At 58.8% G+C, this 24,383-nt stretch carries 22 protein-coding genes; 7 read left to right on the top strand and 15 right to left on the bottom strand.

Translation table 11 applies throughout. The features are described 5' to 3' along the window. Positions 1–3: 3 nt before the first annotated feature. The 9 genes from lpdA to J8Z04_RS06545 form a co-directional block, all read right to left on the bottom strand. Positions 4–1,410, bottom strand: coding sequence for a dihydrolipoyl dehydrogenase (gene lpdA, locus J8Z04_RS06585; RefSeq protein ID WP_081563099.1), 1,407 nt, complete (start codon positions 1,408–1,410; stop codon positions 4–6). A gap of 2 nt (positions 1,411–1,412) precedes the next feature. Next, positions 1,413–2,660, bottom strand: a complete 1,248-nt coding sequence (locus tag J8Z04_RS06580; protein ID WP_192848100.1) for a pyruvate dehydrogenase complex dihydrolipoamide acetyltransferase — start codon at positions 2,658–2,660, stop codon at positions 1,413–1,415. A gap of 5 nt (positions 2,661–2,665) precedes the next feature. After that, on the bottom strand, positions 2,666–4,039 hold the full coding sequence (locus J8Z04_RS06575; protein WP_043560347.1) for a pyruvate dehydrogenase complex E1 component subunit beta: 1,374 nt from the start codon (positions 4,037–4,039) through the stop codon (positions 2,666–2,668). Between the two features lie 3 nt (positions 4,040–4,042). Next, positions 4,043–5,047, bottom strand: coding sequence for a pyruvate dehydrogenase (acetyl-transferring) E1 component subunit alpha (gene pdhA, locus J8Z04_RS06570; protein WP_192848099.1), 1,005 nt, complete (start codon positions 5,045–5,047; stop codon positions 4,043–4,045). A gap of 117 nt (positions 5,048–5,164) precedes the next feature. Beyond that, complete coding sequence (gene trpC / locus J8Z04_RS06565; protein ID WP_212125596.1) at positions 5,165–6,112, bottom strand: indole-3-glycerol phosphate synthase TrpC; 948 nt, start codon at positions 6,110–6,112, stop codon at positions 5,165–5,167. A gap of 48 nt (positions 6,113–6,160) precedes the next feature. Beyond that, positions 6,161–7,234 (bottom strand): anthranilate phosphoribosyltransferase, encoded by a 1,074-nt coding sequence (gene trpD / locus J8Z04_RS06560; protein ID WP_192848097.1) that lies wholly within the window; start codon positions 7,232–7,234, stop codon positions 6,161–6,163. Further along, on the bottom strand, positions 7,234–7,833 hold the full coding sequence (locus J8Z04_RS06555; protein ID WP_043560360.1) for an anthranilate synthase component II: 600 nt from the start codon (positions 7,831–7,833) through the stop codon (positions 7,234–7,236). Before J8Z04_RS06555 ends, trpD begins: the two co-directional genes overlap by 1 nt. Continuing rightward, positions 7,830–9,344, bottom strand: a complete 1,515-nt coding sequence (locus J8Z04_RS06550; RefSeq protein WP_192848096.1) for an anthranilate synthase component I family protein — start codon at positions 9,342–9,344, stop codon at positions 7,830–7,832. The genes J8Z04_RS06555 and J8Z04_RS06550 overlap by 4 nt, the downstream gene beginning before the upstream one ends. Next, positions 9,341–11,308: a peptidyl-prolyl cis-trans isomerase gene (locus J8Z04_RS06545; RefSeq protein ID WP_192848095.1), complete on the bottom strand. Its 1,968-nt coding sequence runs from the start codon at positions 11,306–11,308 to the stop codon at positions 9,341–9,343. The genes J8Z04_RS06550 and J8Z04_RS06545 overlap by 4 nt, the downstream gene beginning before the upstream one ends. A 158-nt stretch (positions 11,309–11,466) precedes the next feature. On the opposite strand from J8Z04_RS06545, the gene tpiA reads away from it, so the two are divergent. The 4 genes from tpiA (at position 11,467) to kdsA (ending at position 15,147) form a co-directional block, all read left to right on the top strand. Continuing rightward, positions 11,467–12,261 carry a triose-phosphate isomerase gene (tpiA, locus tag J8Z04_RS06540; RefSeq protein ID WP_043560363.1) on the top strand — a complete coding sequence of 265 codons (795 nt, stop codon included), beginning with the start codon at positions 11,467–11,469 and terminating at the stop codon, positions 12,259–12,261. Between the two features lie 18 nt (positions 12,262–12,279). Beyond that, entirely contained in the window at positions 12,280–12,609 is a 330-nt protein-coding gene (gene secG, locus J8Z04_RS06535) for a preprotein translocase subunit SecG (RefSeq protein WP_192848094.1), read from the top strand. Between the two features lie 73 nt (positions 12,610–12,682). Then, positions 12,683–14,326 (top strand): CTP synthase, encoded by a 1,644-nt coding sequence (locus J8Z04_RS06530; protein WP_043560366.1) that lies wholly within the window; start codon positions 12,683–12,685, stop codon positions 14,324–14,326. Then, positions 14,323–15,147 carry a 3-deoxy-8-phosphooctulonate synthase gene (gene kdsA / locus J8Z04_RS06525; RefSeq protein WP_103765486.1) on the top strand — a complete coding sequence of 275 codons (825 nt, stop codon included), beginning with the start codon at positions 14,323–14,325 and terminating at the stop codon, positions 15,145–15,147. Before J8Z04_RS06530 ends, kdsA begins: the two co-directional genes overlap by 4 nt. 20 nt (positions 15,148–15,167) lie before the next feature. Here kdsA and J8Z04_RS06520 read toward each other — a convergent pair whose 3' ends face one another. Continuing rightward, on the bottom strand, positions 15,168–15,650 hold the full coding sequence (locus J8Z04_RS06520) for a DUF3429 domain-containing protein (protein WP_086431032.1): 483 nt from the start codon (positions 15,648–15,650) through the stop codon (positions 15,168–15,170). A 113-nt stretch (positions 15,651–15,763) separates the two neighbouring features. Between J8Z04_RS06520 and eno the strand changes: the two genes are divergently transcribed. Further along, on the top strand, positions 15,764–17,050 hold the full coding sequence (eno, locus tag J8Z04_RS06515) for a phosphopyruvate hydratase (protein WP_043560384.1): 1,287 nt from the start codon (positions 15,764–15,766) through the stop codon (positions 17,048–17,050). Positions 17,051–17,248: 198 nt separating this feature from the next. Then, entirely contained in the window at positions 17,249–17,572 is a 324-nt protein-coding gene (locus J8Z04_RS06510) for an FtsB family cell division protein (RefSeq protein ID WP_043560387.1), read from the top strand. A 145-nt stretch (positions 17,573–17,717) separates the two neighbouring features. Here the strand turns inward: J8Z04_RS06510 and rpmG are convergent, their stop codons facing one another. The 5 genes from rpmG to J8Z04_RS06485 all read right to left on the bottom strand — a co-directional run bounded on the left by rpmG (position 17,718) and on the right by J8Z04_RS06485 (position 23,436). Further along, entirely contained in the window at positions 17,718–17,885 is a 168-nt protein-coding gene (gene rpmG / locus J8Z04_RS06505) for a 50S ribosomal protein L33 (protein WP_043561310.1), read from the bottom strand. Positions 17,886–18,057: 172 nt separating this feature from the next. Then, the gene (locus J8Z04_RS06500; protein WP_192848093.1) at positions 18,058–19,476 is read right to left on the bottom strand and encodes a hypothetical protein; all 1,419 of its coding nucleotides are present in this window, start codon (positions 19,474–19,476) and stop codon (positions 18,058–18,060) included. A 138-nt stretch (positions 19,477–19,614) separates the two neighbouring features. Beyond that, positions 19,615–20,178, bottom strand: a complete 564-nt coding sequence (gene pgsA / locus J8Z04_RS06495; protein ID WP_043560391.1) for a CDP-diacylglycerol--glycerol-3-phosphate 3-phosphatidyltransferase — start codon at positions 20,176–20,178, stop codon at positions 19,615–19,617. A 45-nt stretch (positions 20,179–20,223) separates the two neighbouring features. Then, positions 20,224–22,101, bottom strand: coding sequence for an excinuclease ABC subunit UvrC (gene uvrC, locus J8Z04_RS06490; protein ID WP_192848092.1), 1,878 nt, complete (start codon positions 22,099–22,101; stop codon positions 20,224–20,226). Positions 22,102–22,407: 306 nt separating this feature from the next. Next, positions 22,408–23,436 carry a dipeptidase gene (locus J8Z04_RS06485; RefSeq protein WP_232086322.1) on the bottom strand — a complete coding sequence of 343 codons (1,029 nt, stop codon included), beginning with the start codon at positions 23,434–23,436 and terminating at the stop codon, positions 22,408–22,410. 103 nt (positions 23,437–23,539) lie between these two features. Here J8Z04_RS06485 and J8Z04_RS06480 point away from each other — a divergent pair, with 103 nt between their 5' ends. Beyond that, a complete protein-coding gene (locus J8Z04_RS06480) occupies positions 23,540–24,334 on the top strand; it encodes an exodeoxyribonuclease III (RefSeq protein ID WP_081563089.1) in 795 nt (264 codons plus the stop codon). Positions 24,335–24,383 lie beyond the last annotated feature (49 nt).

Genomic DNA, 24,383 nt, shown 5'->3' with positions numbered 1-24,383 from the left:
GAATCAGATGTGCAGAGCACCCTCATAAGCGGCAAGAACGGCTTCGTGCATCGTCTCCGAGATGGTCGGATGCGGGAAGACCGTTTCCATAAGCTCGGCATCGGTCAGCTCGCCCGTACGGGCAATGACATACCCCTGGATCATCTCCGTAACTTCGGAGCCGATCATATGGGCACCGAGCAGCTCGCCCGTCTCGGCGTCAAAGACCGTCTTGGTCATGCCTTCAGGCTCACCCATGGCCACGGCCTTGCCGTTGGCCAGGAAGGGGAACCGCCCGACACGGACCTTGTAGCCCTCTGCCTTGGCCTTCTCCTCGCTCAGCCCCACGGAAGCCACCTGCGGACGGGCATAGATGCAGCCCGGAATGTTGCGAGCATGGAGAGGCTCCGGAGAGCGTCCGCTGATCTTCTCGACGCAGATCACACCTTCATGGCTTGCTTTGTGGGCCAGCCACGGCGGAGCCGCCACGTCACCGATGGCATAGATGCCCGGCTCACCCGTGCGGCAGAACTCGTCCGTCTGGATGTGCGAACGGTCCACCTTGACCTTCGTCCCCTCGAGGCCGAGGTCTTCCACGTTACCGACGATGCCCACGGCGCAGATCACACGATCCACCGTCAGGTCAACCTTGCCTTTTGCCGTCTCGATCGTGGTGGAGACCTCATTGGCCCCCTTCTTCAGCGGACCAACCTTCGCACCCGTATGGATGGTCATGCCACGCTTCTCGAACGCCTTGTGCGCCTGTGCGCTGATCTCGGCATCCTCGGTCATGAGGATACGGTCAGCCACTTCAGCAATCGTGACCTCACAGCCAAGATCACGATAGAAAGAGGCAAACTCGATGCCAATGGCACCAGAACCGATGACCAGAAGCCGCTTGGGCAGCGTATCCGGCGTCATGGCCTCACGGGCACCCCAGACAAGCTTGCCGTCCGTCTCAAGCCCGGGAAGCTGACGCCCCCGTGCCCCGGTGGCCAGAATGACATGAGGCGCACGGATCTGGGCCGTTTCCTTGCCATCCTTCGTGATGGAGACCTTATGCGCCTCACCAGCACGACCGGCCAGCCTGCCACGGCCATCAAAGGTCGTGACCTTGGCTTTCTTCAGCAGATGAGCCACGCCCTTCCCCATCCGCTCCGCCACGCCACGGGACCGTTTCACGATGGCTGCGAGGTCAAAGGACGGCTGGTTGGCAGAAAGACCGTACTCCTGGAGATGGCCGAGCGTATGATACACCTCGGCGGAGCGCAGCAGGGCCTTGGTGGGGATGCAGCCCCAGTTGAGGCACACGCCACCCATGTGGGTACTCTCCACCAGAGCCACATTCATGCCAAGCTGGCTGGCCCGCAGTGCGGCCACATAGCCCCCCGGGCCACCACCGATCACAACAAGATCAAAAAGGTCGGACATGATCAAAGCACCAGAGAATAAGGGTTCTGAATGAGGTCACGCAGCGTATTGAGCCACTGCGCACCAAGAGCACCATCCACGGCACGATGATCCACCGAGAGCGTGGCCGTCATGACGGTTGCCACGGCCAGCTCACCATCCCGCACCACGGGGCGTTTCTCACCCGAAGCAACCGCAAGGATGGCAGCCTGCGGCGGATTGATGATGGCGGCGAAGTCCTTCACGCCAAACATGCCCATGTTGGAGATGGAGAATGTTCCACCCTGATAGTCCTCAGGCGAGAGCTTGCCGTCACGGGCACGGGTCGCAAGACTGCGGGCCTCCTGACTGATCTCCCTGAGGCTCTTGCGGTCAGCCTGCCGGATGACCGGCGTCACCAGCCCATCCGGCACGGAGACGGCCATGGAAATGTCCACATCCTCGAAATGCAGCATCTCGGTCTCGGTGAACTGGACGTTCAGGCCCGGCAGCTTCTTCAGGGCAAGAGCCACGGCCTTGATCATCATGTCATTGACAGAAATCTTGCAGCCCTCTGCCTCCAGAGCCTTGTTCAGGCGGCTGCGCAGGGACAGCAGGGCATCCAGCTCGATATCAACAGAGACATAGAAATGCGGCACCTGTGTCTTGGATTCCGTCAGGCGGCGGGCAATCACCTTCCGCATCCCGGAATGCTTCACATGCTCCACATGACCAGCTGCCGGAGCTGTCGCAGACGACGCAGCCGGAGCAGGCTTCTGCCCCTTCGCCTTCTCCACGTCACGCCGCAGGATGCGGCCATTGGGGCCTGTCCCTGCCAGGCTGGCAATATCAACCCCATGCTCCTTGGCAATGCGACGGGCCAGAGGAGAAATGAAGATGCGCTCCCCTTTGCCTTTTTCAGGTGCAGCCGGCTTCTTGTCCGGGTCGAAAGAGGAAATCTCAATCGGGGCGGGAGTCTCGTCCTTTACCCCGGCCTTCTTTTCCGGTTCCGGCTTTGTCCCGGCAGCCGGAGCCTCCGGAACATCTTCCCCCTCACCCACCAGAATGGCGATCGGGGTTTTCACGGCCACATGCTCGGTCCCTTCCGGAATGAGGATCTTCCCAAGAATCCCCTCATCCGCCGCTTCCACTTCCATGGTCGCCTTGTCGGTCTCGATCTCGGCGATCACATCGCCGGACTGGACCATGTCACCCTCTTTTTTAAGCCAACGGGCGACAGTGCCTTCCGTCATGGTCGGAGACAGGGCCGGCATTAAAATATTGATTGCCATCGGTTTCAGTCTCCAAACTGCTTGCGCACAGCCTCAACAATCCATTCCGGCTTGGGCAGGGCCAGCTTCTCCAGATTTGCTGCATAAGGGAGAGGAATATCCAGCCCGCAGACACGGGCCGGAGGGGCATCCAGCCAGTCAAAGGCCTGCTCGACGGCAACCGTGCAGATTTCGGACCCGATGCCCGCAACCGGCCAGCCTTCTTCCACCGACACGATGCGGTTCGTCTTCTTCACGCTCTTGATGATCGTTTCCGTATCGAGCGGACGCAGGGTCCGCAGGTTGATCACCTCGGCCTCAATGCCCTGCTCGGCCAGAAGCTCGGCAGCTTCCAGAGCCACGCCAACCATGATGGAGAAAGCGACCAGCGTCACGTCCTTGCCTTCACGCTCGATCTTGGCCTTGCCGATCGGCAGGATGAAATCCTCATCCACCGGGCATGGGAACTTCTTGCCGTACATGATCTCGTTTTCCAGAACCACGACCGGGTTCGGATCACGGATGGCGGCACGGAGCAGGCCCTTGGCATCTGCCGCAGACCACGGGGCCACGACCTTCAGGCCCGGAATGTGGGCATACCAGCTGCCAAAGCACTGGGAATGCTGCGCCCCGACACGGGCCGCTGCTCCGTTGGGACCACGGAACACGATCGGACAGGACATCTGACCACCGGACATGTAACGTGTCTTGGCGGCAGAGTTGATGATGTGGTCCACAGCCTGAAGGGAGAAGTTCATCGTCATGAATTCGACGATCGGCTTCACACCGGACAGGGCGGCACCAACGGCCATGCCGGTGAAGCCATGCTCCGTGATGGGCATGTCCATGACACGCTTTGCACCGAATTCATCCAGAAGGCCCTGACTGACCTTGTAGGCACCCTGATACTGGGCCACTTCCTCACCGAGCAGGAACACGTCCTCATCACGACGCATCTCGGCAGCCATGGCATCACGCAGAGCCTCACGCACGGTGATCTCGGCCGTCTCCCCCCATTCAGGCTCGACCAGATCGGTCGTGGAGGTGCTGGCCGGAGCCTGTGGTGCGGGCGTCTGGGCAGGAACGTTCTTTTCCACCTTGGAAGCAGAGCCAGCCTTGGGACCGAGGTCCAGCCCGTCCGCTGCAGAAGCGTCCTCACCTTCCTCCAGCAGGACGGCGATGGGCGTGTTCACCGCCACGTGGTCCGTTCCCTCGGTGACGAGGATACGCCCCAGAACGCCTTCCTCGACGGCTTCCATTTCCATGGTGGCCTTGTCGGTCTCGATCTCGGCGATCACTTCGCCGGGCTTGACCACATCACCTTCTTTCTTGACCCAGCGGGCCAGTGTTCCCTCCTCCATCGTCGGGGAGAGAGCAGGCATGAGAATAGGAGAGGCCATGAGTTATTCCCCCACCAGAACGTCGGTCCAGAGCTCGGATGCATCCGGCTCAGGGCTGGTTTCTGCAAATTCGGCAGCATCCTTCACAGTGGCCTTCACATCCTGTTCCACTGCCTTGAAGAAGGCTTCATCAATCCCGTGCTTGATCATTTCTGCTTTCAGCGTTTCGATCGGGTCACGTGTCCGGCGCATCTCGTCCACCTCGGACCGCTGGCGGTACTTCGCCGGGTCGGACATAGAATGGCCACGATAGCGGTAAGTTTCCATCTCCAGCAGGAACGGCCCCTTGCCGGAGCGGCAATGCTCCATGGCTTCCTTGGCGGCCTGATAAACGGCGGCCACATCCATGCCATCCACCTTACGGGATGGAATTCCCCACGGAGCGGCATTCTTCGAGAGGTCCTTGGAGGCGGAGGAGCGCTCAATGGAAGTCCCCATGCCGTAACGGTTGTTCTCGATCACATAAAGGCAGGGAAGCTTGTGCAGGGCGGCGAGATTGAAGCTCTCATAAACCTGCCCCTGATTGGACGCACCCTCACCGAAATACACGATGGAAACGGCACCATCCTTCTTGTAGGCACTCGTCAGGGCAAGGCCGGTCCCGATGGCCACCTGCGCTCCGACAATACCATGCCCTCCGTAGAACTCCTGTTCCTTTGAAAACATGTGCATGGAGCCACCCTTGCCGTGGGAATACCCCCCTGAACGGCCTGTGAGCTCCGCCATGACGCCACGGGCCGTCATGCCAGCCACCAGCATCTGCCCGTGATCACGATAGGAGGTGATGGAACGGTCGCCCTTCTTCATGGCGAGACCGATACCAGCCACAACAGCTTCCTGACCGATATAAAGATGGCAGAAGCCACCGATCAGCCCCATGCCATACAGCTGGCCGGCCTTTTCCTCGAAGCGACGCACAAGGAGCATTTCCCTGTAGGCACGCTCCATTTCCTCCCGTGATAGCGCCGGGCCATTCTGCCGGTTCGGCGCGTCCGTCATAGAACCCATGACACTCTCCCGCGGTTGACGATTTCAGATAGGGCGGACTTGTAACAACAGTCCCTTCCAAAAGCTAGCTATCCGAGACCCCCTCCAACCATTTTTTATACCGGACCGGTACTCTTTTCAGAAACCAAGCAGCCTGCGGGCTGCAAGCCCCGGATCTTCCTCACGCAACAGTGATTCTCCGACCAGAACGGCACTGCACCCTGCCTCGCCAACCTTGGCCAGATCATCCGGCGTGGCAATGCCACTCTCGGACACGACAAGACGATCCGGCGGAACCTGCGGAGCAAGGTCCAGCGTCGTCTGAATGTCCGTCTTCAATGTCTTGAGGTTCCTGTTGTTGATGCCGATCAGGAAACTGTCATAAGCAAGCGCTCGATTCAGCTCTTCTTCGTTGTGCACCTCAAGCAGCACATCCATGTCCAGACCACGGGCCAGAGCGATCAGCTCAACAGCCTCATCTTCCTTCAGGGCGGCCATGATAAGCAGGATGCAGTCCGCCCCGATGAGGCGGCTCTCATGAACCTGCCATGGCTCAAGGATGAAATCCTTCCGCAGGATCGGAAGGCTGCATGCAGCACGGACGGCCTGAAGGTCTTCCGCACTCCCGTGGAAACAGGACCCTTCCGTCAAAACGGAAATACAGCTTGCCCCAGCATTCTGATAGGACCGGGCGATCTGCGCCGGATCATACTCAGGCCGCAGGATTCCTGCCGATGGAGATGCGTTTTTCACCTCTGCGATGAGTCCCACACGCCTGTCAGCCGTAATATGCTGAAGGGCCTGACCAAACCCACGGGTCGGCATGGAGACTTCCTTTGCCTTGGCAGCAATCTCCTTCAGCGGCATCACCTGCATCCGCTGCTCGACATCAAGGCGGGTCCGGGCACAGATGCGCTCCAGCACATCACCGCCGCTCTCCCCGCTACCTGGTGTGGCAGGCTGGGGGACTTCCGACGCTACCGCCTCCTGTGCATCACCATTTGAAGGGACATCAGAAGCCGGAACCTGTCCACCATCCTCTGCAGGGGCAAAAGCAGCCATCGACCGCTGTGGCAAAAAAATCATGATCGTCCTGAATCTTTACCTTGGAACATTACCGAACGGTTCTAGCGTTCAGTCCTGAGCACTTACACCCGTTTGAGCCCGGATTAAAGCCTTCCGGGCCAGCCCTTCATCAAGGGAGCGGGCTGCCTCGGCCACGTTGCGCCTCAGAGCGGGAACAGAGAGACGGCCACTCTCAAGCAGATTCCCCCGCCCGGCAACATGCAGGCCAACAGCTGCATTCAACAGCACCGTATCCCGATAACAGCCTGTTTCTCCTGCAAAAAGAGCCCTCATGCGCTGGGCATTGCAGATGGGGTCTCCCCCCTTCAGGGCGGCAATGCCGTAATGCGGCAGACCGGCCATTTCCGGTGTCAGGTCAAAAGAAATGATCTCCCCATTCTCCCACACATCATTGTGTGTTGGGCCGGCGAGAGTCAGTTCATCAATTCCGCCTTCATCCGTATGACCATGCACAACCCAAGCGGAAACAGCCCCCAGCTCACCCAGCACCCGGGCCACTGGCCGGCACCAGACTTCATCAAACACGCCCACCAGCTGCCGCCGGACCCGCGCCGGATTGCAGAGCGGCCCCAGAAGGTTGAAGAGTGTCCTGAAACCAAGCTGTTTGCGAACAGGTGCAGCCACACGCATGGCCGGGTGATGGAACGGCGCTGCCAGAAAAGCGAGATTTTCCTGCCTCAGACGTTTTTCCTGCCGGGCATGGTCCGCATCGGCAGGAATCCCCAGAGCTTCCAGAACATCCGTTGCCCCGGCCCTGGAAGACAGGGCCCGCCCCCCGTGCTTGGCCACGGGCACGCCCAGCCCAGCCAGAACAAAGGCCGTGGCTGTGGAGACATTCAATGTTCCCAGGCCATCGCCCCCTGTGCCGCAGACATCCACCGTGTCATCCGGCACGTTCTGCAAGGCCTGCATACTCTGCCGCACGGCCTGCACAGCACCTGAAAGCTCCTCAACGGTCTCTCCCCGTATCTGAAGGGCCATCAGGAAAGCGGCAAGTTCAATATCCGAAACGGCTCCCTGCATGATGAGCCTGAAAGCCTGCTCCGCCTCAGAAACATCCAGCTCCTTTCTGGCGGCGACTTTCCTGAGAAAAGACGCAAATGGCTTCTCCTGCCCGCCCATCAGCCAGTTGCACCCTCTTTCTGCGGAAGAACATTGGCCAGTCGCAAAAAGTTGGCCAGAAGGTCACGCCCGGAATTGGAGGCAATGCTTTCAGGGTGGAACTGCACACCATGGATCGGATGCTCCCGGTGACGGACCCCCATGATAACACCATCCTCCGTCCTTGCATTGACGATGAGCGAATCCGGTATGCTGTCCGGGTCCAGCGTCAGGCTGTGATAGCGCACCATATCCACCGGGTCGGGCAGTCCGGCAAAGACCCCGCTGCCATCGTGATGGATGGCATTGATCTTGCCATGCATCGGCACGGCAGACCGGACGACCTTCGCCCCGAAGACCTGCCCAATGGACTGGTGGCCCAGACAGACACCCAGCACGGGGACCTTCCCCGCTGCTTTTTCAATCAGCTCACAGCAGATACCCGCTTCATCGGGAGAACAGGGGCCGGGAGACAGCACAATGGCAGAAGGATTCATCTCCAGCGCCCGGTCTGCGGTCAGCGCATCATTCCGTTTCACCGCACATTCCACACCCAGTGCTCCGAAATGATGCACCAGATTGAAAGTGAAACTGTCATAGTTATCAATCAGCAGGATCATCTGACTCTCTCCTCACATCCAGAGGTCATATCTGCTTTCTCAGATGATGTGCGGGATAAGGAATTACACCCCCCTTCCCCAGAAAACGCCTGCTGCCCATTATGAACAGCCTGACCAATGGCCGCCTCCGCAGCAGTGAAGAGCGCCCGGGCCTTGGCTCTCGTCTCCTGATATTCCGCCTCAGGGTCAGATTCCGCCACGACACCGCAACCGGCCTGCACATGCATCTGGCCATCCTTCAGCAGGGCCATGCGCAGACCGATGCAGGTATCCATGTCACCATCCGCTCCGAAATAGCCGACACACCCGGCATAAGGGCCACGCCGGGTGGGCTCCAGCTCGTCAATGATTTCCATGGTGCGTATCTTCGGCGCCCCGGTCAGCGTTCCCGCCGGGAAAGCAGCCGAGAGAGCATCCAGCGCCCCGCACCCCGGCTTCACCCGGCCCGTCACGGTCGATGAAATATGCATGACATGGCTGTAGCGCTCCACCACGAAACGGTCGGGCACCTCCACGGTCCCGAGCTGGGACACACGCCCCACGTCGTTCCTGCCCAGGTCGATCAACATGAGATGCTCGGCAAGCTCCTTGCCATCAGCGAGCAGCTCTTTCTCCAGTGCCAGATCATGGGCCCGATCCCGCCCGCGGGGCCGGGTTCCGGCCAGAGGACGGACCGTTACGATACCATCCCGCATCCGCACCAGAATCTCCGGGGACGACCCTACGAGGGTGAATTCACCCAGCTCCATCAAAAACAGGAACGGTGCCGGATTGATGCGCCGCAAACTGCGATACAGGGCCAGTGACGACAGGGGAAACGCTGTCGTGAAACGCTGGCTCGGAACAATCTGGAAGGCATCACCCGCTGCAATATAATCCTGCGCCGTCCTCACCTTCTGGAGAAAAGCCTCATGCGTGATGTTGGAAACAGGCTCCGCCAGCCGGGTTCCCTCTGGCAGGGTCTCTGCCGGGTCAGCAACGGGCTGCCGCAGAGCGGCCACAGCCTTCTCCAGCAGCGCCTCCCCTTCTGCCCTGGCCATGCCATCACGCAACGGGGTGGCCAGAATCAGCTCGTCCCGCACCGTATCGAACACAGCAAACAGCCGGGGACGGATCATCACCCCTTCTGGCAGGTCCAGGTCATTCGGCGGCGGGTTGGGAAGGTCTTCCATCTGCCGGACCATGTCATAGCCCAGCACGCCAAAGACACCCCCAATCATCGGGGGCAACCCCTCCGGCAGGTCCATACGGCTCTCATCAAGCAGAGCCTTCAGCGACACCAATGGAGCCGCCTCTTCCGGCCTTCCATCACGGAATGCCTGACCATCCTTGCAGCGCCAGATCGTATCCGGCAGCAGGGCTATGATGGAATACCGCCCTCTGGCAGCGCCTCCCTCCACACTCTCGAAAAAGAGGCGGTACGGATCATCCACCAGACGGGAAAGACGGAGAAAAACCGAGAGCGGTGTCAGCAGATCGGCTGCTTCTACCCTATGTAATATCCTGCTCACTGCTGGCCCAACCTTCCTGAAATCATGCTCAGCACCCTCTCGTTCACATCACTGAACAGAGCTGCATTGAAATGACGGGGAGGAGCCTCCCGGGTATAGGACATGCCCAGCGTCTCCTGAAGATCATTGCGGTAAGCCCCGGCTATCAGGCTTGCCTGACGCTGCCGGATGGCCTGCATCATGGTCGGTGATTCCGCATACTGCCCTGTCACATTGACAAGCCAGTAGCCATCTCCCTCCTGGAGCATGGCTGTCTGTCCCTGTTTCTGCTCAAGCGCCGCCCTGAGAATGAGGGCGGGCACATCGTTCCGCAGCTGGAGGCGAGAAAAATGCTCATCCTTCTGGAGCATGGCTTCCTCTTTCTGTCCTGCCAGAGCCTGACGCAGCCCCTCTTTTTTCGCCTGCTGATACAAGGCGGTGACCCTCTGCTCAGTGGCGTGTTTCCGGGCATCCGCCAGCCAGGCATCCTTGACGGCCTGCTGCACGGCCTCGTACGGCTCCTGCCTGCCCGGCGTGACACCATCCACCAGCACGGCAAAAGCACTGCCATCCGGTCCGGTCACGACATGCGGCGGCTCATCTTTCTTCTGACTGAAGACCTGCTCTATCAGAGCCTGACGCAGGGCAGCATCACCCGGCAAAGGAGCAGGCTCCCCGCCCGGCAGATTACCATGGGAATCCAGACTGCCTTCCAGAGGGAAAGCACCAATGTCTGCCGGAACCTTGTCCAGCGTGACAGACCCGGCCACGGCCTCCTCAAAGGCTCTCTGACGGTCCTTCAGCATGGCCGCCGCCCGTTCATTGGCCAGATCCTCACGGAGACTGTCCTTCAGGCTTTCAAAACTGGCATGTCTCGCAGGCTTGACGGACAGCACATGTACCACGCTCCAGCCAGCGGCCGTACGAACAGGTGCGGAAACATGACCCTCCGGCGTGGCAAACGCTGCCTTGCCCAAGGCCTCATCAGGCAGATCGGTCAGACGGGCGTCATTCAACGTGGCAGGAATGGCTTTGGGGTGCTGCTTCTGCAAAGCCGCCCAAGACTGCCCTCCCCGCCATGCTGCCGCCAGACTCTTTGCCGTAGCCTCATCCGTCACGGCCAGCACCTCAATGGAGCGCAGTTCCGGACTGTTATGCCGGGCCGCCTCGGCGGGGTCCTGCATCTTCATCCTGTATACCGCCTGGAGGTCCTCATCAGAAATCTGGATCGTCTTTGCGACACTGCCTGCCGTCATGATCACGATCCGGGCATGACGGTACTCCGGCTGCCGGAACTGCCAGAGATGGTTCTGATAATAACGCTTCAGCTGCCCATCAGTCGGTTGGGCAGACACCTCTCCCAGAGAGAACGGCAGACGCACCATATCCACCACGGCGCCATGACCGATATAGTTCATCAACCAATCCAGCTCCTGCGCCGGGGGCTGCACGGTTTTACCGAATGCAAGCAGAGTGGCACTACCATAAAGCATGCGCCGTACTTCCTGCGTCAGATCCTGATGACTCATATTGTTACGCCCGAGCACCGCCTCCATCTTCTGCGGGTCAAAGCGGCCACTGGGATCCTGGAAATCCGGCATGGCAAAAACAACCCCACGAATCGTTTCATCCCCAGGATTGAGGCCATTCCGCCTGCCAGCCAGTTCTCCCTCATGCACCAGAATGAGACTGCGCAGGGCCGTATGACCGATCTCCTGCCGTCCCTGCGGGGTCTTCAGGAATTCAGCCGAACCACCCGTCTGCTGAATGACAGAGGCAACCTGATTCTGGATGGCTTTCTGAAACTCGGCAGGGGTGACCTTGTGTGCTCCGACCTGCACCACGGTATCACCGCCCAGACCGGCCATGCCGCCGCCCAGCCCAAAAAAGGTGCCTCCCAGTACAACAAAAGACACGAAAACCATTAAGGCGATCACCCGGCCGAGCCAGGAGTCAACCAGGAAATGACGCAGGGCAGTAATCATCGAAGACGCATATCACTTTACTGATGGCAGAATAGCATTAGCCGGGAAAACCCGCTAAGCTGCCCCAGCATAGAGATGCCGACACAGATTGACCAGCACGGCGTGTCCCTTCTCTGCTCATGCGCAGTGGATGCATCGTGCCGACCGGGGAGAGCAGAATGACCACCGTACCCAAATTCGTCATTGGGAACTGGAAAATGCAGGCTCGCCACGAGCACGGCCTACAGCTCGCACGGGACATTGCCCATGGCATGAAAGAAGCCCCGCCGCCAGCCCACCTTCACACCATCATCTGTCCGCCTTTCACGCAGCTCGATGGTGTCCATCAGGCCCTGAAGGAAGTCTGCCTGCCCCACGAGCAGCTGGCCCTGGGGGCACAGGACTGTTACCCGGCCTCCTCCGGGCCCTTCACGGGGGATATTTCCGCCCCGATGATCCGGGACATGGGAGCACGCTATGTCATCCTGGGGCATTCCGAACGGCGCCAGAACCATGGGGAGACGGACGCAGTCATCCGTCAGAAGGTCAAGGCCGCCACGGCAGCCGGACTGACGCCAATCGTCTGCATTGGCGAACATCTGGCTGAACGGAACGAAGGTCGGGCCGCCAGCGTACTTTCCACACAGATTGAGGGCTCCCTAACACGGGGCTTCCGTGGAATCGTGGCCTATGAGCCTGTCTGGGCCATCGGCAGTGGTATCACACCCTCCCGGGAAGAGCTCCAGAGAAAGCTCCAGCTGATCCGTGCCCTGCTGCCAATGAGACTCATGACGGATGACATTCGTGTTCCGGTCCTGTATGGCGGGTCTGTAACTTCCGTGCAGGCTCCCTCCATCATGTCCATAGAGGCAGTGGATGGGGTGCTTGTCGGCAGTGCCAGCCTCGAGGCACGAAGCTTCCTGGACATCATTGGCGCTGCGGCTGAAGCAACAACGCCTCAGCCTTCCCCATAACCTGTTGGACCTGACTGCATGACCACATTACTGCTTATCCTCACTGTTCTGGTTGCCCTGGCCCTCATCGGCATTATCCTGATCCAGCGTAGCGAAGGCGGTGGTCTCGGCGTTGGCAGCAGTCAGGGACTTGGCTCCTTCATGTCCGGCCGGGGGACAGCCACCCTGCTGACCCGCGGTACGGCCGTTCTGGCTGCCATTTTCATGATTCTCTGCCTATGTCTGGCCGTGCTGAACCGTGGGGCCTCCAGCGGTGGCAACACGCGGGACATTCTGGCCCATCCTCCTGCCAGCCAACCAGTAGCTCCAGCGGCTCCGACAGCACCGTCCCAGCCACAGCATCCCTGAGGCCATTTTTGGGGGAAGCGGAGCACATAATCTGCTTCCCCTTCCCCCCCTCTTCACTATATAAGGGCCTCCCATGACGCGCTTTGTTTTTGTGACGGGTGGGGTTGTATCCTCCCTCGGTAAAGGTATCGCTTCGGCGGCTCTGGCTGCCCTCCTCCAGGCTCGTGGGCACAAGGTCCGCATCAGGAAGCTGGACCCTTATCTGAATGTTGATCCGGGCACGATGAGCCCGTATCAGCATGGTGAGGTGTTCATCACTGATGACGGTGCCGAGACCGACCTCGATCTCGGTCATTACGAGCGTTTTACGGGTGTTCATGCCCGTCGCTCCGACAACACCACGACGGGCCGTATTTACTCCGATGTCATCGCCCGGGAACGCCGGGGCGATTACCTCGGGGCTACGGTCCAGGTCATTCCGCACATCACGGATGCCATCAAGGAAGCCGTGGTTACCGATACGGATGGCTACGATTTTGTCCTGGTTGAAATCGGCGGCACGGTTGGCGACATTGAGAGTCTTCCTTTCCTGGAAGCCATCCGCCAGCTCCGCAATGATCTGGGGCATGAGAACACCATGTGTGTTCACCTGACCCTCCTGCCTTACATTCCCTCCGCTGGTGAGCTGAAAACCAAGCCGACCCAGCATTCCGTCAAGGAACTCCAGAATGTCGGCCTCCAGCCGCAGATTCTGCTCTGCCGCTCCGACCGTCCCATTCCGCAGACAGAGCGGCAGAAAATTGCCAGCTTCTGCAATGTCCGTCCCGAAGCCGTAATTGCAGCGCTGGATGTCGATACAATCTACGCCTGCCCTATCGCCTATCACGAGCAGGGCATGGATCGTGAAGTTCTGCGTTATTTCGGCCTGCCGTTCGAAACAGCGCCAGACCTCTCCCGCTGGGAGAAAATCGTCCGTGGCGTTCGGGAGCCAAAAGGCGAAGTCCGCATCGGTATCGTCGGCAAATATACGGCCCTGCTGGACAGCTACAAGTCCCTTGCCGAGGCCCTTCTGCATGGTGGCATCTCGCAGGATGTCCGTGTCCATATGAACTGGATTGATGCAGAAGAACTGGAAGACCCCTCCAGTCTTGAAGAGCAGCTGCGTGGCATGGATGGCATCCTCGTGCCGGGCGGCTTTGGCGAACGTGGGTCTGAAGGCAAGATCAACGCTGTCCGTTATGCCCGTGAAAACCGGATTCCGTTCCTTGGAATCTGCTTCGGGATGCAGATGGCCGTTATTGAATGTGCCCGCTCCCTCGCAGGCCTGAAGAAGGCCTCCTCCACGGAGTTCGGCCCGACAGATGAGCCACTGGTCGGCCTGATGACCGAATGGGCCCGTGGCACGGAACTGCTGCGCCGCCGTGAAGGAGGCGACCTTGGCGGAACCATGCGTGTCGGTGCCTATCCGGCCAAACTGGTTGAAGGCTCCCGTGTTGCAGAGGTCTACGGCCGGACGGACATCCGTGAGCGCCACCGCCATCGCTGGGAAGTCAACGTCCATTACCGTGACGTGCTGGAAAAAACGTCCCTGCGCTTCTCTGGCATGTCTCCCGATGGCGTTCTGCCCGAGGTGGTGGAATATCCAGACCATCCCTGGTTTATCGGTGTGCAGTACCATCCAGAGCTGCTTTCCAAGCCGTTCGACCCGCACCCGCTTTTCGTAGGGTTTGTCGGCGCTGCAAAAAAAGAACATCTGTCACGGGAACAGGATGTATGAGCGTCCCTCTGGGCAAATTTATCATTGGTCAGGATCAGCCCTTCCGGCTGATCGCTGGCCCGTGCCAGATCGAATCCCGTGATCACGCCTTCTTCATGGCCGAAGCCCTGCATGGGCTCTGTCAGGAGCTGGATATCAAGCTGATTTACAAAAGCAGTTTCGACAAGGCCAACCGCAGTTCCGTCCATGCTGCCCGTGGTGTCGGTATGGAGGAAGGGTTGAAAATCCTCTCCGACATCCGGTCCCGCTTCAATATTCCTGTGCTGACGGATGTTCACGCACCGGAACAGTGTGCTCCTGCAGCTGAAGCTGTGGATGTTCTCCAGATTCCGGCTTTTCTCTGCCGTCAGACAGACCTTCTTCTGGCCGCTGGACGGACAGGACGGGCCATCAATGTCAAAAAAGGGCAGTTCCTCGCTCCGCAGGACATGCAGAACATTGTCGACAAGCTGAAATCTACCGGCAATGAGCGTATCCTGCTCTGCGAACGTGGCACCTGCTTCGGCTACAATACACTCATCAATGACATGCGGGCCCTCCCCATCATGGCGCGCACCGGCTATCCCGTCGTCTTCGATGCCACCCACTCCGTGCAGCAGCCGGGCGGATTGGGTACAGCCACCGGAGGGCAGCGTGAATTCGTTGCTCCGTTGGCCCGGGCCGCCCTGGCGACAGGTGTCAGCGCCCTGTTTATCGAGACCCATCAGGAACCGGATACGGCCCCCAGTGATGGCCCGACCATGATCCCCCTTGCTGAAATGCGGTCATTGCTGACCCCACTCAAAAAGATTGACGAACTCGTGAAAGCTGAGGGCCTCTGATCAGAGGCCCTTCCTCCCTCTCAAAACTGGCCTTGCGGTGAGAGAAGGGCAAACAGGAAGCCAATCACGCACAGACCGGTGCTGATGGCCCGGACCATGATATATCCCTGCGGCAGGTCACCATGCCGGTTGGCGATTCGTTCCAGAGCAAAAATTCCTGCAAAGCCGATTGCCTCCAGCCCGAAGCCTGTGCGCAGATTCCCCAACAGGCCTACGCAGAGGGCAAGCCACCCCCAGAGAAACGCAAACGTCCCTGAAAGAAGCGCCCGCCTGTCCCGCAGGCTCTCTCCCTTTGGCGGAATGATCGTGGGTTTGCTGGCCAGCAACCCCCACTGTACAGCCCCATAAAAAGGCAGGAGGCATCCCCCATAGGCCAGAAGGATCTGGCTGAGATGTGGCAGGGATGTCAGCACACCCGCCAGAAACAGCCAGCCCCCCACCAGAAAGGGAAAAACGCCGCCAAGCGCAACAAGCATGGCAGCCGTGACAGGAAATTGTCGCATCTTAATTGACCTCGGGCGCGGATTTTGAGACTGGAATAGAGCGAAAGCGGATCCGGTCTGCGAGCTGATAATAGGCCGTTCGGGGTCCGCCGCATAGAGTCAGGAGAAGTCCCTTGAGCGCTATTGTTGATATTATTGCCCGCGAAATTCTGGACAGCCGTGGTAACCCGACTGTTGAGGTAGATGTTGAACTGGCCTCCGGTGTTACCGGTCGTGCCGCTGTTCCTTCCGGTGCCTCCACCGGTGCCCACGAAGCTGTAGAACTGCGTGATGGCGACAAAAAACGCTTCCACGGCAAGGGTGTCCTGAAGGCCGTCAACGCCGTGAACACGGAGATCGCCGACAAGCTGCGTGGCATGGAATCTGAAGACCAGATCGCCATCGACCAGGCCATGATCGACCTTGATGGTACACCGAACAAAGGCCGCCTTGGCGCCAATGCCATTCTCGGTGTGTCCCTCGCCGTGGCCCGTGCCACAGCTGAAGAGCTGGACCTGCCGCTGTACCGCTATGTTGGCGGCACATTCGCCCATGTTCTGCCGGTCCCGATGATGAACATCATCAACGGTGGTGAGCATGCGGACAACGCCATCGACTTCCAGGAATTCATGATCCAGCCGGTCGGGGCTTCTTCCGTTGCTGAAGCCATCCGCATGGGCTCCGAAATCTTCGCCTGTCTGAAGAAAGAGCTGCACAAGAACGGCCTGAACACCAACGTTGGTGATGAAGGTGGTTTTGCTCCGAACCTGAAGTCCACAGAGGAAGGCCTGAAGTACATCGAGAAGGCCGTTGCCGATGCCGGCTACAAGTTCGGTACGGACATCACCATCGCTCTCGACTGTGCCTCCACCGAGTTCTACAAGAACGGCCGTTACGAGATGAAGGGCGAAGGCAAGAGCTTCTCCTCCAGCGAGATGGTCTCCTACCTTGAGGAACTGACCAAGAAGTTCCCGATCGTCTCCATCGAGGATGGTCTGGCTGAAGATGACTGGGAAGGCTGGAAAGAGCTGACAGAGCGTCTGGGTGACCGCATCCAGCTGGTCGGTGACGATCTCTTCGTGACCAACCCGGCCCGCCTGAAGGAAGGCATCGAGAAGGGTGTTGCCAACTCCCTGCTCGTGAAGGTGAACCAGATCGGCTCCCTGACAGAGACACTGCACGCTGTGGAAATGGCCCAGCGCGCTGGCTACACCACTGTCATGAGCCACCGTTCTGGTGAGACAGAGGACAGCACCATTGCCGACCTCGCCGTCGCCGTGAACACGGGGCAGATCAAGACCGGGTCCCTCTCCCGCTCCGATCGCATGGCCAAGTACAACCAGCTGATCCGCATTGAGCAGCAGCTGGGCAAGAGCGCCAAGTATGCTGGTCACAGCATCCTGAAAAAAGCTCGCAAGTAATTACGGGAGCAGTTCAGCCGGTTCTCCCGGCTGAACTTGCAGAAAGGCCTCCACCTGGAAACGGGTGGAGGCTTTTTTTATACCTCCCTTCAGATTTTCTCTCTGGCATGGCCGGCAGATACCTTGCCTCTCCCGCCAACCGCTTATAAGGTGATAACCGTTTCAACCTGATCAACATGAAGACCGAGGAGCCATTGCATGATCGCTCTGCTACGGCGTGGACTGGGTGCTGTATTCGCTCCGCTCCTCTTTCTGCTTCTGACAGCCTATTTCATCTGGAATGCCCTGCATGGGACTCTTGGTATTGAGGCCTATCAACGACAGAAGAAACTTCAGGCAGAGGCACAGTCCGCCCTGCTGGATGCCCATAAGGAGCAGGACATCTGGCGTCGGCGCGTCATGGCGCTGAATGAAAGAGCCCTGGACCCGGACATGCTGGATGAACGGAGCCGAGTGATGCTCAACAGCAGCCGCAAGGGCGATCTGGTCATTCCCTACGGTGAGAAAAATTCTCTTTATTGACAGACAGGATAAGCGGGCTCTGCCCCCGCTCACCTCACGTTTCTCTGCAAACCATCAAGGCGTTTTTACACGCTTGGGGGCAATGACACATAAAAAAACGCGGCCCCCAAAGGCCGCCTTTCTTTTTCGTCAAATGAAATGACGATTACTTGATCTTCGCTTCACGGAAGACAACGTGCTTGCGCACAACCGGGTCGTACTTGCGTACTTCCATCTTCCCCGTTGCCGTACGGGCATTCTTCTTCGTGACATAGAAATAACCCGTATCTGCAGAAGAAACGAGACGGATCATGATTACGTTTGTCTTGGCCATACTACCCTCGGACTGCTGCCGCATGATGGGACGCTGCTTCATCAGTGTCGGAGCAGCACATCCCCTATACCTGAGCGGGACAATGATACCTTGAGCCTTTCAGGTCAAGCCCTTTCCAGCCCACGATACCCTCATTGAGACAGATTATGCTCTTTTTCTCACAAGATTGGTCTCATTTGTCCCAGTCAAATTGATAAACCCTTTCACCCTTATGAGAATGATGGGACCTCGCAGGAGCCTCAAAGCCCAGAGCATCCACGTAATCATCATCACGTTTTCTGCTCGGATGATGACGCTCCTTCTGGGCGTGTGCTTCCACATGCCGTCCGGCGACCGTGTGATGCTCCTTCTCGGTAACCACCACCTCATGCTGACGGGCCTGCGTGCGCCTATGCGTCCAGTGCGGCTCCACAACCGGCTGTGCTGCATCCACCACTACAGCCTCATGCCTGTGATGTGCTCCAGCCTTGCCCTTGGACCTATGCTGTCTGCCCATCTCTTCATCAGCTCCAGACTGTTGTGGAAGAGGAGCCGCTACGACACCAGTCTCAGGCTGCGGACGGGGTGCTTCCGTAACGGCTGGTACCTGACGTACAGGACGCTGCTGTTCGGAAGGAACCTCAACCCTGGGCTGCGGACGGGGCACTTCCGTAACGGCTGGTGCCTGACGTACAGGACGCTGCGGTTCGGAAGGAACCTCAACCCTGGGCTGCGGACGGGGCACTTCCGTAACGGCTGGTGCCTGACGTACAGGACGCTGCGGTTCGGAAGGAACTTCAACCCTGGGCTGCGGACGGGGCGCTTCCGTAACGGCTGGCGCCTGACGTACAGGACGCTGCGGTTCGGGAAGAACCTCGACCCTGGGCTGCGGACGGGGCGCTTCCGTAATCGTCGGCTCCCTGTAGGCTGGCTGCCGGGATACGGCACCCCCGCCAGCCCTGCGCTCCAGATGGGAAAGCGGTTCTACCGGCGGTGCCTTCTGGAGCTCGGCCTGAGCCTCCTGCCGCGATTCCTCAGAAGAATGAACATGCCCGAATGTTCTGGCATGTGCGTACAGGGACGCCTTGCCCGCACTGACAACCTTCACACTGCCATCAGGAGCAATGAGCGTATCCGTTCCATCACCATTGGGAATGGTAACCACACCCCGCCCTGCGGGCTCCATGTAAGGCCGCGCATTATCCTTGACATGGGATGGAATGGGTTTGCCTATGGGCATCACGCCCTTACCGGACCCATAACGCTGCCCGACATCTTCCCCGACACTCATGCCCTGGCCATCATTGAGCTGCTGCTGGAGATCCGCATCAAGCTGTGGTCGCGCCTTCTGCCATTTCTCAACAAAATTCCTGTCAGACCGGCTGACATCCTGAAGACTGGGCACAGGCTCCGGCTGACCCGGCCAGACATCCCCCTCCTCGGGAAGAACAGGCATTGTGCTCAGCTTCACTCCCCGGACACGCTGCGCCGTCTCGCTCCGGGCATCTGGCATGTTCGGATTGCCAAAAGGATTGATCGTACTGCCCAGATGCCTGTCCAGACCCGTGCAGCTGACCGAAAAACTGGTACACCCCACCGCAAAGAAGGACATGACAGCGCCTACCCTCTTTAGCTTTCCTTCCCTGCTTTTCATTCCCTACCCTTTACAACCATCGCCACCTGTCCCCAGGAAGGCTCAGCCCACCTTCTGCCACCATCATCTCGAGCTGCCAGATACCTCACACCAAGTCTATCTCCGCATCTGCGCCACGGTCGCCTTGAGGTAGCCTGTCCCCGTCAGAAGCGTCGGAATGACAGACAGCCAGAGCAGCGCAGCGCCAATTACACCAAAGCACCATGTCACGTCATGAAAGGAGGTAGAAGCCCCCTCCCCCAGAATCAGGAAACCGATGGCCACCATCTGTGTGCCTGTCTTCCATTTGGCCAGACGGGTGGACGGAATCGTCTCATTGCGGGAGGCCATATACTCCCGCAGCCCGCTGATCATGATTTCCCGAAGCATGATGAGAATGGCTGCATACAACGAGCAGAACCGCAGCCCTCCCATCCCTGCAAGTGCCAGGAGAAGCCCCCCGACAAGGAGCTTGTCTGCGATCGGATCCATCATCCTGCCAAGGTCTGATGTCAGGCCTTGCCGACGGGCCAGAGCCCCATCGAGATAGTCGGTCACACAGGCGCCAACATACAGCAGAAACGCCATATCAGCCCACAGGCCACCACCTGCCAGACACCCGATCAGCACCGGGATGACAAGGATACGGAACAGAGTGAGAAGGTTGGGAAGATTGATCACCTGATATCCCTAATATGGAAGGCCACCCCCCAACACGGTGCTCAGTCAGGGTTTTTTGAGGACGTCACTCTGTTCTCTTACCCATTCTGGATGGAAATATCCATAAATGACCTGTGCCATTTCGCGATTAATTCCCGGTACATGCTCCAGCTCTTCCAGAGCCGCCTGCCCGACATGGCGTGCAGAGCCGAAACGGGTCAGCAGAGCCTTCTTGCGAGCTGGGCCAACACCGGGAATCTCGTCGAGGCCGGAACGGGTCAACGCTCTGGAACGTCCTGCCCTGTGTGTCGTGATGACAAAACGGTGGACCTCATCCCGCAACCGCTGAAGATAGTAGAGGACAGCATCATTGACGGGCAGCTGGAACGGTTCCTTCCCCTCCACAAAGAACCATTCCCGCCCTGCATTGCGGTCCACCCCCTTGGCAATACCCACTACAGGAATGGAGGACAGGCCCCTCTCCGCCAGAATCTCCCGGACGACTCGTACCTGCCCTTTACCGCCGTCAATCAGCAGCAGGTCCGGCCAGTTTTCACTCCCTGAATCATCCGGTGTCAGCTGGGCAAAGCGACGGGTCATGACCTCCTTCATCATGCCAAAATCATCACCCGGAGCGACGGGACCACGGATGGCAAATTTCCTGTAAGCCCGCTTCACGAAACCTTCCGGGCCGCCCACAATCATGGCGCCATAGGGAGCCTGTCCCATCAGATGGGAATTGTCATAAACTTCAATACGTTTCGGTGGCCCGGGCAGGTCGAAAAGCTCGGCCACCTTTTCCAGCAGAACGGCCTGCCCGGCCGTTTCTGCAAGCCGACGCTCCAGAGCTTCACGAGCATTGAGAATGGCGTGGTCCAACACCGCCTTCTTTTCACCCCGCTGCGGCTGGAGAATCTGCACCTTCTGCCCCCGTTGCAGGCTCAGCGCTTCAGTCAACAGAGGCTGTTCAGCAGGCTCAGAACTTGTCAGCACCTGTAAAGGAGGCTGCTTGTCCTCGTAGAACTGGAGCAGAAACGCCGCAAGAACATCAGCCGCGGGCTCATCTGTCTCATGCCGGGGATAGAAAGCCCTGTTGCCATTGTTGCGACCACCACGGATGAAAAAGACCTGGATGCAGCTCTGCCCCGCCTGCTGCCAGAGCGCAACGACATCCGCCTCCTGGATGCTGGCCGGATTGATGGCTCCTGAGGCCCGTAGATTGGCAAACCCCCGGATACGGTCACGGATGAGAGCAGCCCGTTCGAAAGCCAGCTCCTCGGAAGCCTGTTCCATTTCCAGGGTCAGGCGCTGTTGCAGCTCCCGGCCGCCTCCACTCAGGAATTCCTTCGTCTGTTCCACCAGCCTCTGATACTCCAGCGGGCTGATGCGCTCCACGCAGGGAGCAGAGCAACGCTTGATCTGGTGCAGCAGGCAGGGGCGGGTCCGGGATTCGAAAACGCTGTCCGTACAGGTCCGCAGCATGAAGGCCCGCTGAATGACCTGAATTGTCTGGTCCACTGCTCTGGATGACGCAAAAGGCCCCCAATAGGTTGCCCCTTTGACGGGCTTCCCCCGTTGGCGCATCAGGCGGGGATAAGCGTGATCCCCGCTCAGCAGAAGCCACGGATAACTCTTGTCATCCCGCAGAAGGATGTTGAAGCGGGGCTTCATCCGCTTGATGTAGTTGGCCTCCAGCAGCAGGGCCTCGGCCTCGGTTCGTGTCACGACAATTTCCATGCTGGCCGTCAGGGAGACCATGAGCTTCAACCGGTCCGGCAGACGGGCGACATGCGTGTAAGACGTGACCCGCTTCTTCAGGTTCAGCGCCTTGCCGACATACAGCACCTCCCCCTTCACACCGATCATGCGATACACGCCGGGACTTTCAGGAATCGTCTTCAGGGCTTTCCGAATCGCAGGGGCGCCGTGGGGTCTTTCAGGCATATGTCCTAGTTTTCCGCCAGTTTTTCATGATCATGCTGCGCCTTTCATACTCATCCACCATTCCTGTGGACAAAGCTGTGAATACTCCAAGGGTAAAAGCACACAGCATAGGGTTTCTCTTCTTTTTTCATAGATTGCCCATTTTTTAGGCAAAGAATATAACCATCTGAAAAATAAGGAATTATAAAAGATTTTATCCCTGCATCCTCCCCTTTCCTGCCCCCTGATGGCGGTGTGGGCTGTCAATCCCGTTTCTGAAAAAATTACTGTGCAAAAAATACCACGAATTTTCTCAAAAAGTAAAAATCAGGTTTGACATTTCGAAATTTTATCTTCTGCCCTCTGCAACAGGCGCAGCATGTTTTCTCCACATATGGCCCGAATCTCCCCGGCATCCAGACCAGCAACAGCCAGCGCTTCGGACACATGGTGAGTCTCACTGGCATCCTGCCAGCCCTCTATCCCGCCTCCGCCATCAAAGTCGGACGAAATTCCCACATGTTCGACACCAATCCTGCGGGCCACATACAGCACATGCTCCACAAAATCTTTCAGCGTTCCACCACCACCCCGGCGCAGGAATGGCCCCATGGCTGTAATCTGGATCAGGCCACCACTGGCCTTCAGTGCATCAAGCTGTCCGTCATCCAGATTGCGGGGATGATCACACAAAGCCCGCACACAGGAATGGCTGGCAAAAACAGGAACTGAGGATGCATCCACCGCCTGCATCATGGTCTTGCGGGATGCATGGGAAACATCCACCAGCACACCATGCCGGTTCATCTCACCAATAACCTCCCGCCCCAGAGCGGACAGACCGCCATGCACTTCTGCCGGCCCCTGCCGGACAACCGCCGAATCCGCCAGAAGGTTATGGCCATTATGGGTCAGGGTCATGTAACGCACGCCATGCCGCCGGGCGAGATAGCCGATCCGGGCCGGGTCATCCGCCAAGGGGTAGCCATTTTCCATGACAGGCACCAAAGCCACCTGCCCGGCCTCCGTAGCCCGCCGGATATCCGGAACTCTCCGGCACAGCACAGCCTGCCCGGAAAGATGAAGCGGAACCATCTCTTCCATCGCCTCCAGCATGGCCCGTGCTCTTTGCCACGCTGCCTCATGCCCTGCGTCATCCAGACCAGCCTGCGGTGTATAGGCAGCCAGACAGGCCACCCCCATCCCACCGGCCTGCGCCTTGGGAACGGTAAACCGGCGTTCCACATCCCGCATGGCAACATCCGCCTGGTCCCGCTTATGCCAGCAGGGCAGACCTGCCGCCGTTTTTTCGTTCCATGGAATATCAATATGGCTGTCGATCATCAGGATGGGCATATGCGGGAGACTTTCCTTATTCATTCCCCCCCAGATTGGGGTAAACCCTGTTCATCGCAAGATCATCCGTTGAAATTTCCCGCTCCAGAGGAGATCAGAAAACATGCGTCTCATTACATGGAACATCAATTCACTCCGCCTCCGGCTACCCCTGCTCCAGCGTCTGATTGAGGAACAGGCCCCTGATGTCATCTGCCTTCAGGAAACCAAAGTGCCGGACCCTCTCTACCCCCGTGATGCACTGGCAGAGCTGGGTTTTCCCCATCAGCTCTATCGTGGAATGAAGAGCTATAATGGGGTCACCATTCTCTCCCGCACACCGCTGGAGCCCATTACCGGCACGCCGGACTGGTGTGGCCGGGAGGATTGCCGCCATGTGGCTGCCAGCATCCAGACAGAAACCGGGCCGGTAACGCTCCACAATTTCTACGTGCCCGCCGGTGGCGATATTCCCGACCCGCAGGAAAATGAAAAATTCGCCCATAAACTCGCCTTCCTTGAGGAGGCTACAGCATGGTTCCGGGCCAATCCGCCACAGCGGAGCATTCTGGTCGGTGATCTCAACATCGCTCCGCTGGAGCATGATGTCTGGAGCCACCGTCAGCTTCTGAAAATCGTCAGCCATACGCCACCGGAAACGACACGCCTGACCGAATGGCTTCATGCCGGATTTGAAGACGCCATGCGGAAGGCCATTCCAGAACCGGAAAAGCTCTTCACATGGTGGTCATACCGCAATCGTGACTGGAAAAAATCCAACCGGGGGCGCCGTCTGGACCATATCTGGACAACACCGGACCTTCTCCCCGGCCTGAAGACAATCAATGTCCTCAGCCCCATGCGGGACTGGACCTCCCCTTCCGACCACGTTCCCGTCATGATGGATCTGGCCGTCTGACCAGACTGGACCAGATGGCAGAAAGGCTGGCAGGACTTCCTCCTGCCAG

This window comes from Bombella apis (assembly GCF_018221685.1).
Classification (GTDB): Bacteria; Pseudomonadota; Alphaproteobacteria; order Acetobacterales; family Acetobacteraceae; genus Bombella; species Bombella apis.
The sequence above is the reverse complement of the archived record's forward strand: the minus strand, read 5'-3'. Positions and strand labels throughout refer to the sequence as shown.

Excerpts from the sequence above, each read along its gene's own strand:
- J8Z04_RS06580 (WP_192848100.1), bottom strand. The coding sequence starts at position 2,660 with ATGGCAATCAATATTTTAATGCCGGCCCTGTCTCCGACCATGACGGAA.
- trpC (WP_212125596.1), bottom strand. The coding sequence starts at position 6,112 with ATGATTTTTTTGCCACAGCGGTCGATGGCTGCTTTTGCCCCTGCAGAG.
- J8Z04_RS06500 (WP_192848093.1), bottom strand. The coding sequence starts at position 19,476 with ATGTCCTTCTTTGCGGTGGGGTGTACCAGTTTTTCGGTCAGCTGCACG.
- J8Z04_RS06480 (WP_081563089.1), top strand. The coding sequence starts at position 23,540 with ATGCGTCTCATTACATGGAACATCAATTCACTCCGCCTCCGGCTACCC.
- J8Z04_RS06530 (WP_043560366.1), top strand. The coding sequence starts at position 12,683 with ATGACGCGCTTTGTTTTTGTGACGGGTGGGGTTGTATCCTCCCTCGGT.
- J8Z04_RS06520 (WP_086431032.1), bottom strand. The coding sequence starts at position 15,650 with ATGCGACAATTTCCTGTCACGGCTGCCATGCTTGTTGCGCTTGGCGGC.
- J8Z04_RS06555 (WP_043560360.1), bottom strand. The coding sequence starts at position 7,833 with ATGATCCTGCTGATTGATAACTATGACAGTTTCACTTTCAATCTGGTG.
- J8Z04_RS06485 (WP_232086322.1), bottom strand. The coding sequence starts at position 23,436 with ATGCCCATCCTGATGATCGACAGCCATATTGATATTCCATGGAACGAA.
- J8Z04_RS06545 (WP_192848095.1), bottom strand. The coding sequence starts at position 11,308 with ATGATTACTGCCCTGCGTCATTTCCTGGTTGACTCCTGGCTCGGCCGG.
- secG (WP_192848094.1), top strand. The coding sequence starts at position 12,280 with ATGACCACATTACTGCTTATCCTCACTGTTCTGGTTGCCCTGGCCCTC.
- J8Z04_RS06510 (WP_043560387.1), top strand. The coding sequence starts at position 17,249 with ATGATCGCTCTGCTACGGCGTGGACTGGGTGCTGTATTCGCTCCGCTC.
- lpdA (WP_081563099.1), bottom strand. The coding sequence starts at position 1,410 with ATGTCCGACCTTTTTGATCTTGTTGTGATCGGTGGTGGCCCGGGGGGC.
- tpiA (WP_043560363.1), top strand. The coding sequence starts at position 11,467 with ATGACCACCGTACCCAAATTCGTCATTGGGAACTGGAAAATGCAGGCT.
- kdsA (WP_103765486.1), top strand. The coding sequence starts at position 14,323 with ATGAGCGTCCCTCTGGGCAAATTTATCATTGGTCAGGATCAGCCCTTC.
- rpmG (WP_043561310.1), bottom strand. The coding sequence starts at position 17,885 with ATGGCCAAGACAAACGTAATCATGATCCGTCTCGTTTCTTCTGCAGAT.
- J8Z04_RS06575 (WP_043560347.1), bottom strand. The coding sequence starts at position 4,039 with ATGGCCTCTCCTATTCTCATGCCTGCTCTCTCCCCGACGATGGAGGAG.
- pdhA (WP_192848099.1), bottom strand. The coding sequence starts at position 5,047 with ATGGGTTCTATGACGGACGCGCCGAACCGGCAGAATGGCCCGGCGCTA.
- uvrC (WP_192848092.1), bottom strand. The coding sequence starts at position 22,101 with ATGCCTGAAAGACCCCACGGCGCCCCTGCGATTCGGAAAGCCCTGAAG.
- trpD (WP_192848097.1), bottom strand. The coding sequence starts at position 7,234 with ATGGGCGGGCAGGAGAAGCCATTTGCGTCTTTTCTCAGGAAAGTCGCC.